This window comes from Candidatus Acidiferrales bacterium (assembly GCA_035515795.1).
Classification (GTDB): Bacteria; Bacteroidota; Ignavibacteria; order Kryptoniales; family JAKASW01; genus JAKASW01.
Genome location: DATJAY010000011.1, coordinates 11,590 through 26,264, shown reverse-complemented (window position 1 = coordinate 26,264; position 14,675 = coordinate 11,590). Strand labels below are relative to the sequence as shown.

Genomic DNA, 14,675 nt, shown 5'->3' with positions numbered 1-14,675 from the left:
AACCTCACTCCTAAGAGTGAGGTTTACACGGTAAGAAAAAAATCAGTAAATCCGACACCGCCGCCGAGTTTCTACTACCAAATATACTGACGTATCTTCGCCGCGTACGTCCGGCTTATTTTAACCCTGGATTTATCTTTCAATAGTGCGATGTATCCCCCTTCACCGTCACCGGCTAAGTGTTCAATGGAATTACTTGCAATAATATAAGAACGGTGCACCCGTAAAAAGCGCGAACGATCCAGCCGCCGTTCAAGAGCGTTCAAGCTTAAATTACATAGATGAGTACCGCCTGCAGTATGGAGCTGGGAATAATCACCATCGGCTTCGATCCACGCAATATCGCTCAACTGGACGGAAACAATTTTTCTACCGACACGCACAAAGATGCATGCAGGATATCCCTCGTGCAATTTCGTATGCTGCAGCATGGCGACGATTCGCTCTATCTCATCGCCGGCTCTTAAGTTTCTGTCAAGAACTTTGTGAATTGCCCGTGAAAATCTTTTACGGTCATACGGCTTGAGAAGATAGTCGACAGCGTTCATTTCAAAAGCTTTCAATGCATAGTCGCCATAGGCAGTTGTGAAAATGATACGAGGCAAGTGATCGAGGTGTTCCAAAACTTCGAATCCATCCATGCCGGGCATACGAATATCGAGAAACATAAGATCGGGCTTGCACTCATTGATCGCTTTGATGGCCTGTCTGCCATTCTTGCATTCTCCAATGACCCTGATGGCAGGAAAATCCAAGAGGTATTCTTTTACGAGCTTTCGCGCAAGGGGTTCATCATCAACGAGTATAGCGGTAATGTTTTTCTTCATGACAAAGGTAAAACAAACATGACTTCGCATCCTCCCCCGACACGCGGCTGTATCTCCAACCGCGCCGCATCGCCGTACATTTTCCGCAGGCGGGCATCTATATTTTTCAAGCCGACACCATTTGTGGTCGCGAGCGGATTGACGCAGGAAATGCCGACCCCCGTGTCGGAGATTTGGAAAACTATTCGATCCTTTTGTCTGCCGATGCGGAGGCATACTTTTCCACCATCCTCGGCGGGCGCGATTCCATGTTTGATCGCGTTCTCAACCAGCGGCTGGAGAATCATCGGAGGAATCAGCAAGGAATCAAGGGAGTGGTCAACCTGAAATTCTATTTCAAGCCTGTCTTCTAATCTTTTTGATTCTAAAGCAACATAATCTTGGATAAATTGAAGTTCATCTTTCAAGGACACGAAATCTTTCTGCGAGCTTTCTATAGCATATCGAAGGAGGTCGCCAAGCTGCGCAATCATTGTTCGCGTTTCTTCGGTATCAGTCGCCGCCATGGCGCTGATGCTGTTGAGCGTATTGAAGAGGAAATGGGGATTGAGCTGCGCTTTTAATGTTGCAAGCTCCTGTTCTTTCTGGAGAGCCAGCAATTCCAAAGTCGCCTTCTCTTTAACACGCAGCTTTCTGAGTATTTCGTAGCTATGATACAAGGCGAACTGTAAAACATAAATGAGAAAATTGAAGTACAAAAGCCAACCAGCACCAGTCTTCAACGGGTCGGCGGCTTCTTTTCCTCCGAACAAAAAAACCGAATAATAAAGATATTCGTAGTTCACTATAACGTATGTGGGAGCAAGAAAGAGATGCACCAGCGCCTTCCAATACCACCGAGCGGCATACATCCTACGAACGACGATGAACCAGACCGGTATACTCAAGACAAGCATCACGGCGCTTTGAAATGTCTGCCAATACAATGCCCTCAAAAATGGGACATGATAAGATTCGGCTAACGGAATCGCAGCGAGCAATGTATAGACACACCAGATAACTAAGACAATTCCAACGCCACGTCTGGTGATGCGAGGCTTCGAAGATTCACCTGATGTGGTTTGAAAAGAAGAGATTTGAGTATCTCTTATTCTATTATCCATCGTTTCTTGTTTTTCCATTCGCCTGATACTAAAGATAACACAAGCCATGGTTCAATTACTAAATTAATCAATAGTCTACACTAGAAACGCACCACCGTTCTGCCATCAAAGAATAATCCCTTTCCAACAGCGGATGGGACTGAGCGAACACTTTTGTGTTCGTGGCCGAGACTTCACACACGCATATTTAATAAGGTGAGCTTTGGGGGGGGTGCTATTAGCCAAAGTGCTACCAGTTTAAATGATTCCAGGTATGAGTCGCTTAGTTAGGGCACAGTAGGTTAAATACTCTTCACCAAAATTATCAATAAGAAATTTCTCTTCAATACGGATCCGGTAGAGAAAAGCTAAACATATCGGAAGAAAGATGACGAGCATGCTGACATAGTCGGCGAAGAACAGCCCAAGCCCAAAGAACGAAAGCAAACTGCCCGCATATGCCGGATGGCGCACGTAGCGATAAATTCTATTCCTGATGATGCGATGATCTTTCGTGATTGAAACGTCCACAGTGAATTGATGCTTCAGAGAAAAGATGGCAAGCCAACGAACAAGCAGACCACAGACAATAAAAGTGAGACCGGCAATCGGAAAGATTCGAGATCCATTTCCAAAATATCCGATGCGCTGAAAGCTGACAATGATACCAAGATTAACGGAGATAGCAATGGTGACCCATAGTACATGGAGCGAAGATTTATCAATCCGCTTATCCGTCAATTGAGAGTGTTTCCTTCGGGCTAAGATGATTTCCAATGCTGCCCAAAGGATGGAAACGGTGATTAGAATGATGCCAAAATTCATATTCATGCTTTCTTGTGTTTGTTGAAGGCTTTTCGGCTAACGTTCATAATTACGTAATCCTATTTTGTTTTTGATATTGCAATTGAGCACACCCTGCATCATTGTGAATCGGCATCTGATGTCACTTTTTTCATAAGGACATACTTTACCCATCCATAATCTGGATTGATCTCAAGTGCTTTCTCGAAAGCCTTCCACGCGAGGATTGTCTCGTTCCTGTCAAGATGTACCAGACCTATCCACGCGTAGACTTGTTCTCTTCCCCAATCCGGTTGGAGCGAATCCGATGTTCTCCATCGATCGAAAAGCTCCGCCGCTTTTTTTAATGCTTCAAACCCTTTTTCTTTTCCTCCTCCGAATAGCACAGGAGTATTGTATGTGCCTATCGCCCCAAGCAAAGCTACTCTCGGGTTTTCCGGGGAAAGCGATTTTGCTTTACTCATTTCAGATCCGGATTTTGGCCCCCGCCAGATACCACTCATCGGAGAAAAAGATATCTGTATGCCGTAACAACTCGAAAGGAGTGCATGAGCTTCAGCCAGGGTATCATCTTTTTCAATTGCCCTTTTGAGGTGGTCAACTGCACTGTCTAGGTAGGCAGGTGCTTTTTCTTTATCCATCTGGTTTATGACGACTGCCATTTGATAGTCTATGTATCCGAGATAATATTCTGCCAGTTCCTGGCGATCTCCTACAGAGGCAAACGGAGCGAGAATATTCCTCGCTTGTTCAAGTTTATCCGCTGAAGCGGAATTGGAACCCTGCCGTATTAATTCCTTCGCTTCATATATGGCTTGTGCCGCTGTCCTCACTTGACAAAATCCAATATCAGCTAATAAAAAAATGATGAAACTGATAATGATACTTGATCGAATTTTCTTCATCGTTATTCTCCTGTTGAAATGATTAGATAATTAATTATCAATACCATACGAACCAAATGAGAGCACAACTCCGAAATAAATGGAGCGCAAGTAGTCTGTTGTCCTTAAATGTTTCTGCGAATAATCCGGCGAGTATTCATAGTCGATCGGATTGTCTCTATTCATAAGATTGGAAACGGCGAAGTAAAACGTCGCAGAGTTGGAATCGCCGAACGGCATAAAGTAACCTAAACTCGCGTCCAGCCGGACAAAGTCAGGGAGTCGTTCGGAATTTATATGACCTTGAATAGGTTCAAAATAATTTTCTCCTGGAATTTGGATAGCACCGATAATCGGCGTTACCGGTCTGCCGGTCGCGTATCGAAACGTCAAGCCGCAGCTTAAAAATTGTATCAGCTGAATTTTTCCCACGACTGTCAGGTTATGTGTGATATCAAACGACGATGGTGCCTCCTCATAGACGATGGTTTCCGAGAGGTTGCGAGCTTGTAGCCGGCGAGAATGCAAATAGCTGTATGATATCCAGCCGCTCACCGGAGTTATGAGAAATCCACCATACTTTAAAAAGAAATCTAGCCCCGATGCACTCCCATCACCTAGGTTCGCGTAGTGAGTTGACTCCGTCTGAAGAACGAGATTGGAATATCTCTTGAGATACATTTCAACCCGACACATGAGAAGTTCGGTAGAGTATTCGGCACCCGCAGTGAAATGTCGTGCGGACTGTGCTGATAATTGTGGATTCCCATTCACTTGATTGTACAAGTAAGGCTCAGCGAATTGATGATAAATCCCCCAACTTGCCTGAGCATGTATTTCGTTCGAGAAGTTGTAACGAAGCGAGACTCGCGGATCTACCACGGCTTCCTTCGACAAAGTATAGTAATCGCTCCTGATGCCAACGCTTGTCATTATTCTCTTCGCCACTGCAGATTCTACCTCTGAGTACACTCCCACCCTGACAGCGCTATAGTCTTCGTTTAAAGTATAGACGCTTGCCTGTGGATCAAGCACGAGCGGATTTTGGGGAACCGTTCCATCATACCTATTGATCATTTTCTCGGTCTCGGCTCCGAACGACAACCGATGATCATCATCAAGATCAGCATCCGCATCGAAACGGGCTTTGTAGGTAATGTCCGAAGGCTTCAGGTCTAAACTTCCCAGCTCCTGCTCGGTAAGAAACCGATTGAGAGACAGGCTCCCTTTCAAGAGCCATTGCCCGGTTGCTTCGGCCCACTGAAGATTTTGAAACCAATTGGTCTCTCGTGAAGCATACACGCCTGCAAAGGAAGGTTCATCCACTTGAACACCAATTTGATCGGAGCTGACAAAATTGAAGAACTTTATCTGAGCAGTGGGCGAGTATTTCCATATCAAACTAACATTGCCATCGATTCCATCCGGTGGAGTCGTGAACCTGTTGCGAAAACCGTTTAGTCGAAGCATTGCATCCGTAAAACTTTTATTGCCTGAAATACGAATCCCGAATGAGTTGGAATCCAAAGGAATATTGGCGGAGATGGACCCGGCAGCAAGCCCGATGCCCACAGAATAAGACAACTTCGACGGCATATTCAGACTTTCCATTGCTAACACTCCCGAGAGTGCGTTACCATAGCGGGCAGAAAAACCGCCCGAGGAGAAGAACGTCCCTCCGATTAGAAACGGCGGTATAGTACCGAAAAAACCACCCGTCGGTGATTCAAACTTGTACGGATGAACCACCGTTGCTTGGTCAAGAAGTATCGTTGTCTCATTTACATCGCCGCCGCGCACAAATAGCCCCGAACCCTCATCAATCGCGGCCACTCCTGGAAATGTTTGTATCGCTCGAAAGATATCAGCCGCTGCCCCTGCTGTGGTAAAAACATCCAGGGAGTGAAGGGTTAATGCTTTCGGCTCATCGCCTGTTGTGAAAGCATTTCCGGCAACAATAACATCCTTCAGCTTCACGACCAACTCGTTCATTTCCATGCTGAGAACCAAGGTGTCTTTTTCTAAAAATGACAACTTGAGGTTCACCGACTCATAACCTATCAGCGATGCTCGAAGCACGCCATTTCTTAGCTTACTCGTTCTGAATAGAAATTTCCCGCAAGAGTCCGTAACGTCCCCATCATATGTACCAACCACCTGCACATTTACCATTTCAAGAGGCGATTCATTCTCATCGTGGACGGCTCCTGTGATGACTGTCCACTTCGTTTGACCAAAAAGATCTCCTGAGAGAAACAATAAAAGTTGAACGAGCATTCTGACCTTCATTAATTGCATCTCGCTTTCATCTCATTTGTTAGCTGATCAAGTTCAACATGTCTTACTGAGATATGATACGGGATAATTTCGTGTATGTGGAGTGAATTCCTGTGAAGTGCGGAATGAATCGCCAACCCGCGGTTATTTAATGGGGAATAATCACTCTTGCGCGTGAAGAGAATATCACCAGCCAGTAAGCTACAAATACAGAGAGTTAATCGAGTGATAGGCGGGAATAAAACAGAAGGAATCGGTTGGATTCCTTCTGTTTCTCGGAGGTGTTATCAAAACAAAAGAAAGACTATGACAACGGACAAATCCTTTCTTAATAAGCAACTTTATTTATCGATCACGCCGTTGCTCACTCAGAGAAAAATACTTGCCTGCGTTTGTCAACGATGAAATTTATTGCACCAGCGTTCTGAAATCGTAACGCCAGACATAGGGGAAAAGCTCCTAATTAAATATGTCTTCAATAATGCGATCGAACCAATTCTCCACGCGTCTGTACCAATGCCTGTCTCTCTGATAGTGGTGTCTGGTGGTGATACCAATCGGCCCGTCGTATATTCCACCTCCCAGCCAGCAATCGTAAACACGGACAGCCAATACATTGTCTTTCCCCGGCTGCAGCAAACCCGCAGGAATCATATAAGCTCTCATCTGGTCGTACTCATCGCCGTCCGGACGGTCCATTTCATATTTCGGCATCGGCCCTGTTCTTCCCACACGCTCCCCGTTTAAGTACGTTTCGTCAAAATCGTCGACCTTTCCAACAAGTAAAATGAGATCCTCGTCCTGAAAGTCTGCCGGAACGTTGAACTTTACGCGGTACCAGGCATAACCGTCATAATCCTTGAAGCCTTGAGTTTCCCAATATGCAGGGACGCTGACGTTCTTCCAATCGCTGTCATCGTAAGCGACTCCTTTCCATTCCATGTTGTCCCCTGTTCTGAATTTCCACATCGACGGCAGGCTGATGTCGGGATGCACAAGATATTCGCGCTCGTAGATACCCACTGGCCCATCGGTAATGCCTCCGACTCCATGGTCGTCATAGACCCGCACGGCTATTACGTTATCACCATCCGGCTTGAGCAAGCCTTGAGGGATTGGATAACTTCGCCGAACATTATAGGCGGTGACAAAGTTCGGAGGGAACGAACCCATTGACCCGACGAGCTCGCCGTTAACGTATACCTCGTCCGCATCGTCGATCATCCCGACGTCGAGGATCAGGTCTTTCGACATCCAGCGGGAAGAAGCATCAAAGTGTTTCCTGTACCACGCAAAACCGTCATATCCGGGGTAACCTTCGTCTTCCCAGGTTGATGGGACATATATTTCGTCCCATCGGTCGTCGTTGAGATTAGGTTCGGCCCAATGCGGATTATCTCCCAGTTGAAATTTCCACTCGCCTCGCAAATTATATAATCGATGATTCTCGTCCGTTCGAGCAATCGCCACCGAGTAAACACTCGACGACAAGAAAACTGCAAGGAAGCTTCCAAGCATTAATGATTTCATTTCACAACCTCCACTGTTTAGAAAAGGAACAAAAGCAACCGCGTGGTCTCGCATAATAAAATCTGCACACCACAAACCTTTCATACCTACGGTAATACTACGAAATTGTTCCATCAAATATTACCTGAGGCAAAATTCTTTGGACTATACCGCGCTTGATTATTCTTAACCAGGCGGGTATGTTTAATCGAGCAGTCTAGTGGAATACTTCAAGCACAACGATAAATGGCTCGCCGGATATTTACCACCATGTCTGGTTGACGCAGCTGAACACTAAGATGCGCAAGCCTAATAATAAGCTGAAAAAGAATAAACAATCTCCTGAAAAATCAAATGCGGCAATGACAGCCGGCGATCAGCATCCGACGAGGAAACTTTTCTATCTTGTCATCCTCCTGACTCCGATTCTTTTCTTTGTGCTTCTTGAAGTTGCGCTGCGGATTTTCAACTACGGTTACAGCTACCCAATGTGGGTAAATCCCGTCGAAGGAGAACTGAAGCTGAATGGCTACGACTATACAACGGAAGTAACTCCCGTCAAGAAAGTATTCACGTTGAACCCCGACATTGCCTCCAAGTATTTTCATGATGTCCAGAATATTCCGCGCTCGGACGGCGACGTTTTCGAGGAAATGAAGATGCCCAACGCGTTCCGGATTTTCGTTCTCGGGGAAAGCGCTGCCGCCGGTTATCCATTCATTCCGAACGGGTCATTCTCACGATATCTTGAACAGCGATTGAGTCTTGAATATCCGGATTCCAAAATAGAGGTCGTCGATTGTGGCATTTCAGCGATAAACAGTTATACATTGCGAGACTTCATGTTCGGAATTCTTGAAGAGAACCCGGATTTGATAATTATTTATGCCGGAAATAACGAATACTATGGTGCTCTTGGAGTGGGCTCCATGGAGTCATTCGGGACGTCGCCGAGCATTGTCAACCTTGTCATATATCTTGAACAGTTCAGAACGTTCCAGTTATTAAGAAATGCAATTAAAGGATTGACCGGGATCTTCGAAAAGAAGCAGCTTCCAACAGCAACCCTGATGTCCTACATGGCTCGAGACCAGTATATTGCCCTCGGCTCTAAAGTTTATGAAGAGGGGATCGCTCAATTTAAGGGAAACATGACCGACATTCTTGACATGGCGAAGAGACAAAATGTTCCGGTCATCCTAGGAACTCTTGCCTGCAATCTGAAGGATCAGTATCCATTCGTTTCAATTAGCGAGGATGGCCTACCCCGTGCCGACACGGTTTTCATGCAGGCAAAAAGGGAGCTGGCAAAAGGAGATTACCATACAGCCGATTCACTATTTAGATATGCAAAAGATCTTGATGCGCTGAGATTTAGAGCGCCGACCGCGATCAACAAAGTAATTTGTAAATTGGGGAACGAATTTAATTGTCCGGTGGTAAATGTAGATTCGGCTTTCGAAGCAATCAGTCCCGACAACATTGTTGGCGACAATCTCATGACAGACCACCTTCATCCGACTCTCCGCGGCTATCAGATCATTGGTAGTCTTTTCTATAGCGAGATGGAAAAAGCGAAACTCCTACCCAAAACGAAGCCTCTCGGTCTTATAGATCAGCAGCAGGACAGCATTACAGTTGCTAATTTCCCATTCTCGAGGCTCGATTCCGTAATAAGTGATTATAGAATAAAAGATTTAAAAAACGATTGGCCTTACGTAAGCGAGTCAAAAAGAATTCCGTCCTGTAAATTGTTTGCTCCAAAAGATTACATCGATTCACTTGCGTATAGTGTAGTCATGGACAGAATCGGTTGGGAGACTGCTCACAAGGATGCATCGTTATGGTACTATTCAAGAGGAGACATGGATTCATTCGTTCGAATTATGAACGTGCTGATAACTCAATTTCCGTACACCCCGGTCAACTACGATTTTGCTATCTCTATGCTTCTGAAGGCGAAAGACTACGACGGAGCATATTACTTTTTAACGAAAAGAAACCAATTACAGGCCAATGCATATTGCGAAAAGTGGCTCGGCATCATCGATCTTGTAGAGAACAGGGTTGACTCAGCAAAGGGCCATCTCGCCGCATCTTTAAATTACAATGATGGTGATGCCCAGGTCTGGTATTACCTTGCAGAAGCTTACGTTGGTGAAAAGGATTACCAGATGGCTCTTCAGGCAATAGAAAGAGCTCTCCAGCTGCAATCAAATTTTCCCGTAGCGGCAGAGCTTGAGAAGCAATTAAGAGCAACCGTCGGTGAGAAATAGGCTGTTTCTCACCATCGAATATCTCTTCAGCTGATGGTTATTATGATCTCATTATGTCCTTCGTCAAAACTGAACTTGGCTTTGTCAAATCCTGGCGGCCCGAACATCCCTTTTGCATTGTTGGAAAAACCATAATCCTCAGATGGCATACCAAACAAATTCGCATCTAACTTATCGTTGCCGTTCTCATCATGGAACAGTCTGACGGCATAAATCCCGTATGGAATGTCTTCCACGACCCATATGGCTTTCCCGCCATTTATACCGACCTTCGCTCCTCTGAATTTCGCCTTTCCCGATTTCCATGTCTCTTCCGAGTTAAACAATCCGATTTGCACCGTCCCTTTGTCGCTGCGCAGTCCCTGAACGACAATTGTCAGGCTGCCGGTTGTGATTGAATCTTGCTTTGCCTGCGCGAACAAAACGCGGGGTTGAACGACTGATAATACGAAGACAAGAACAGTAAATATTTTCATGATATCCTCCTGACAAGATTTCTTTCACTCATATCGTAAACTCCCGGCCGGATTCGCCAGGGCAGTCTTTATAGATTGATAAGAGATTGTGGCAATCGCAACGACAATCACAAGCAAAGCAGATTCCACATAGACCATGAAGCCAGTTTTCACATAATACGGAAGGAATTCGTGGAGATCTATTAATGGCAGCCGGACGAAAATTAGCGCGAGGACTATCGAGATGACGACGAGCTTTGCCGTCTCCTTGTTCAGTTTGAGGAAGATTCCGAACGTGGTGGCCCCGAGCACTTTACGAATTCCAATTTCCTTTATCCTGTGTTCGGCGGCGTAAGCGGCGAGTGCATAAATACCGAGGCAGGCGATGATAATCGCCACAAGAGTAAAATAGGTGCAAATCTGCAGTACCTTCTCCACGACATGAAAGTAATGATCGAACGTTTGCTCTAGGAATGAATATTCGAAAGGATGATCCGGATAAATCTCTTTCCATTTGCCGCTGATAAAGCCGAGTGTCCGATCGGTGTTCTGCGGCGATATCCGAACGAGAATGTAGTTGAGTTCAGCGGGCCTATCGCTTATGCAAAGCGGCTCGATGACACGGTACAGCGACGCCAGATGAAAGTCCTTCACGACTCCGCATACTGTCCCGGTCGCAAATTCACCTTCCCCCGTGCTGTAACGGATGGTCTTCCCGATTGGATCGCTCCAGCCGAATTTTCTTGCTGCGGTCTCGTTTATGATGAGTGCACCAATCGTGTCCGCCGGGAAGCTCTCTGAGAAATTTCTCCCTTCGGCAAGATTGATCTTCAAAGTCGGAATGAAACCGCAATCAACATTTAGGACGTCCATGAGCTGCATTTGCTCTTTCGTGTAACCTTGCGGGACTTCAAATGTCCGCGGTATGTTCCATCCCGGCAGAGTCGAGGCGGCTCCGACGTCGATTACGCCAGAATAATTTCTCAACTCTTTCTTCAATGATTGGATCGATTTCCTCACCTCCGAATCGGCAACCGGCAGGACGACCACATGGTTTTTATTAAATCCAAGGTCTTTGTTGCGCATGTAACTTATTTGATATCCGAAAACGATTGTCTGAATAATAAATACGGTAGATGTAAAGAATTGAAGGACTACAAATATGCTGCGAAGGTTTGTCTTCGTTTTGCCGACCGTCAGTTCCCCTTTCATTACCTGAACCGGCCTGAACCTGGAGAGGTAAAACGCAGGATAACTTCCCGCTGCTCCACCCACCAACAGGGCAAGCCCGAAAAATCCGAGGAGAAGGAGCGGCTCTCCGGAAAAACTGAACTTCAGGTTTTGCCCTATGATGGTGCTGAATGCCGGGAGGGCAAGCTCGACCAGAACCAGTGCAACCACAAACGAGATCAGACTCAGAATCAGAGCCTCACCGAGGAATTGGAAAATTAGTTTACTCCTTCCCGCGCCAACGACTTTCCTTATGCCGACTTCCTTCGCACGACTTGTCGAGCGAGCAGTAGTAAGGTTAATGAAGTTGAGGCACGCAATCAGGATTATGCACACGGCAAAGAGCAAGAAGAAGTACACCTGAGTAATGCGGCCGGGCGGATATCCTTCGAGGTTGGAATACAGATGGATTTTCGTCAGCGGGAAGAGGAAGAATCTTATCGATTTCCCCTGGACCTTGAGCTGGTCGCCGACATATTTATCGATGAGTGCAGGGAAATTCTTCTCTATCTCCCTGCGGTCAACATTGTCCTTCAGAAGTACATACGTCAGATTTTCAAACGACAGCCAATTTTCCAGATTGTAATATTTTTCCGCGACAAGCGTTTGGAAGGAAAAGAGGATATTGATCTCGATGTGCGAATTATCCGGTATGTTCTTAATTACGCCGGTTACTACATAGTCGTGGTCATTGTCAATCCTCAGAGTTCTTCCCACAGGATCAGCACCGCCGAAATATTTTGCCGCCATGTCTTGTGTAATGACCGCCGCGTATGGCTTTTGTAAAGCCGTTTTAGGATCGCCGTTGAGCATCGGGAAAGAAAATATGTCGAACACCGAAGAATCCGCGTAATAAACATGGTCCTCGTAGAACTGTTTGTCTTCATATCTGACGATTGTCTTCCCGGCGTTGTGGAACCGTACCACCTTCGAGACTCCCGGCAAATCTTTTTCCAGCGCGAGTGCCGCCGGCGCACATGAAAGAGGTTCCCGAACCGTTCCCTCGGCGGTCGTCAACTCCCTTCCCAGCCGGTATATATTGTCCGCATTCTTATTGAAACGATCGTAACTGAACTCGTAGATGACATAGATTATTATCAAGAAACTGCAAGTCAACCCGGCAACAAGTCCGAGGATGTTCACCAAAGAGAAGACCTTGTGCTTGAGAAGGTTTCTTATAGTGATCTTAAAATAATTTTTCAGCATACCCTTTCTCCAATTATCAATTATCGGTTGTCAATGGTCACTCATTATTTGGAATCGAAGGATTCCGGCATCCTATCCCGATAGAGCGGGAAACTATCATTGCTCAATTTCGTATGCCTGGAGAGTTCCACCTAAGAAATTTGGGACAAGTAAAAGCTTTTTGTTCGAGATGTATGCAAAATTGGCGATATTAAATTTCCCGTTGGAATTTAACAACTCAACGACATCTCCTGATTCAGTTACTTTATACAAGCTTCCGTACCAATTCGAAACCAGATAATCACCCTTTTCGGTCATTTCAATGCCATCGACAACCTCGGAGCCAATCGACGCGATCGTTCTGATAGTCTTCGTATTAATATCTATTGCCTCCAGCAATCCTTTGCCCTGGTTTCCAACGATGAGTTCACTTCTCCTGAGGAGAATACCGTTAAGACCCGATAATTCTTTTGACTTCATCCAGCTTTCAATATGATTCCTTTTAAATACGTATATGTCGGTTGCATCATCTGCGGATGCTGAGTTTGTAATATAAACATTTCCTTTACCGTCCACATCGACGTCATTCGGGAATGCCACGTTATCAGGGAACGGATATCGTTTGATAATCTTCCCGGTCTTAACGGATATAGCCGTCAAATATTTTCTCTCAGCAACATAGATCTTGTCTTTGTACTTACACATTCCTGTGGGCGCGTAAAGGCTATCGGCCCATTTCAGGTTTACGATTTCGCCCTTCATGTTGACTTTCGTGATGTATCCTGTCGGCCCGCCCCTTCTGGAAAAAGTGTTGTCGAATTGTGAATAGTATATCATGTTTTCCGTTGAATCGTAAAGAACCGATTCCGGCTGAAAATCACTTTGGGCTGTCTCCCAGAGTTTTACGGGATATTTGTCGCTTACACGTACACCCGGCACCACGGGGACACTCTCGAAGGCAAAGCCCCATCCACCAAAAGCGTCTGATGAGAAAAGAAAAATCTCGTTCAGCCCTCTTCGTAAATTCAGGTACAGCGTATCACTCAACGTAAGCGCCCCCGTAAAGGCATTGCCTCGACTGCGATATCCATAATCGCCGGAATATACGGGCATTTGATTCAAGAATACCTTGACTTGATCACTATATGCGAACGCCACTTTAATTATTCTGTCAGCATCGGAGGTTATGTATGACCTGGCCCAGATAAACTGTGGATTTTTTTCATCGAGTCTCCTGTACCTTGAAATATTGACAAGCCCATTTTCTTCTGCTTCTATTTTCTCCCATCCCGCATAATAGATGCTGTAGAAATATGGATATGTCTGGAACATGATTTTCTTCGAGAAACTCTTCGAGATTTCCCAGTCAGTGATATTTCCCATGACAGGCATCGATCTATCTTTAATGCTCAACTCAACCGAATCGGTGATATCCAATTTGAAATTTGAGAAGTAATTATTTGAACCGTTAGTCGATAATCCGATCGCTCCTCTACTTATTCCATGAGCAAGTGTGTTAATGTCCAGAGCAGGCTTTGTCATGTCGTCGATAAAAAATTGTGCTGCCGTATCTTTTACAACTAATTTTAGATGGAGCCATTTATGAGGCGAGAAATCCGACCCTGCTGTACAGCCTTTTCCATAGTACAATTGCCAACAAGCCTGGCCATTGAACGCGGGAGCATATTGAATTGCATCGTCATACAGACCAGCCCGATGAGGCCTGACATACACATGTTCGTACTCATCAATCGATTGAAATCTGAATGCAATAGTCGGATATGAGCGGGAACCATCAACCCACAAATCAGTCTCGATGATGCCGTTTGTGAAAACAACATCTTTTAGTAATGCGGCACCTGTCATTGCTCTTTTCCCTTGAAAATCCGTCACCTTAGCGTTCACAAAATTCCATGAAGTGGAATCAAACTCGATATTTCTTGACTGAGCGAACAGGGTCAGATTTACACACAAGCAAATAGGGAAAATGATCGAAACAATTGACTTCGACAAAGAATTCATGTTGTCTCCTTGTTTGCTATTATCGATGCAGATGTCGTTGGAATTACCCAACGTCTGCAAATCCAAGCCTTCTCTGTTGCCCTTTGCTCCATCGTGGTCGAAGGTCAACACCATCTATATCCTA

General features: G+C 45.4%; 10 protein-coding genes. 1 reads left to right on the top strand and 9 read right to left on the bottom strand.

All coding sequences use genetic code 11. The features are described 5' to 3' along the window. Window positions 1-74 precede the first annotated feature (74 nt). The 6 genes from VLX91_05450 to VLX91_05425 form a co-directional block, all read right to left on the bottom strand. Window positions 75-827, bottom strand: coding sequence for a LytTR family DNA-binding domain-containing protein (locus VLX91_05450; protein HUI29640.1), 753 nt, complete (start codon window positions 825-827; stop codon window positions 75-77). Then, window positions 824-1,930, bottom strand: a complete 1,107-nt coding sequence (locus VLX91_05445; GenBank protein HUI29639.1) for a sensor histidine kinase — start codon at window positions 1,928-1,930, stop codon at window positions 824-826. The genes VLX91_05450 and VLX91_05445 overlap by 4 nt, the downstream gene beginning before the upstream one ends. Before the next feature lie 237 nt (window positions 1,931-2,167). Continuing rightward, the gene (locus tag VLX91_05440) at window positions 2,168-2,734 is read right to left on the bottom strand and encodes an isoprenylcysteine carboxylmethyltransferase family protein (GenBank protein ID HUI29638.1); all 567 of its coding nucleotides are present in this window, start codon (window positions 2,732-2,734) and stop codon (window positions 2,168-2,170) included. 98 nt (window positions 2,735-2,832) lie between these two features. Continuing rightward, the gene (locus VLX91_05435; protein HUI29637.1) at window positions 2,833-3,618 is read right to left on the bottom strand and encodes a hypothetical protein; all 786 of its coding nucleotides are present in this window, start codon (window positions 3,616-3,618) and stop codon (window positions 2,833-2,835) included. Between the two features lie 30 nt (window positions 3,619-3,648). Continuing rightward, window positions 3,649-5,886: a TonB-dependent receptor gene (locus VLX91_05430; GenBank protein HUI29636.1), complete on the bottom strand. Its 2,238-nt coding sequence runs from the start codon at window positions 5,884-5,886 to the stop codon at window positions 3,649-3,651. A 447-nt stretch (window positions 5,887-6,333) separates the two neighbouring features. Continuing rightward, window positions 6,334-7,404, bottom strand: a complete 1,071-nt coding sequence (locus VLX91_05425) for a beta galactosidase jelly roll domain-containing protein (protein ID HUI29635.1) — start codon at window positions 7,402-7,404, stop codon at window positions 6,334-6,336. A 341-nt stretch (window positions 7,405-7,745) separates the two neighbouring features. On the opposite strand from VLX91_05425, the gene VLX91_05420 reads away from it, so the two are divergent. Next, window positions 7,746-9,659: a GDSL-type esterase/lipase family protein gene (locus VLX91_05420; protein ID HUI29634.1), complete on the top strand. Its 1,914-nt coding sequence runs from the start codon at window positions 7,746-7,748 to the stop codon at window positions 9,657-9,659. 26 nt (window positions 9,660-9,685) lie between these two features. Here the strand turns inward: VLX91_05420 and VLX91_05415 are convergent, their stop codons facing one another. The 3 genes from VLX91_05415 to VLX91_05405 all read right to left on the bottom strand — a co-directional run bounded on the left by VLX91_05415 (window position 9,686) and on the right by VLX91_05405 (window position 14,665). Next, a complete protein-coding gene (locus VLX91_05415; protein HUI29633.1) occupies window positions 9,686-10,135 on the bottom strand; it encodes a DUF2141 domain-containing protein in 450 nt (149 codons plus the stop codon). Between the two features lie 24 nt (window positions 10,136-10,159). Next, a complete protein-coding gene (locus VLX91_05410; protein HUI29632.1) occupies window positions 10,160-12,550 on the bottom strand; it encodes an ABC transporter permease in 2,391 nt (796 codons plus the stop codon). Between the two features lie 96 nt (window positions 12,551-12,646). After that, window positions 12,647-14,665 carry a hypothetical protein gene (locus tag VLX91_05405; protein ID HUI29631.1) on the bottom strand — a complete coding sequence of 673 codons (2,019 nt, stop codon included), beginning with the start codon at window positions 14,663-14,665 and terminating at the stop codon, window positions 12,647-12,649. Window positions 14,666-14,675: the final 10 nt, after the last annotated feature.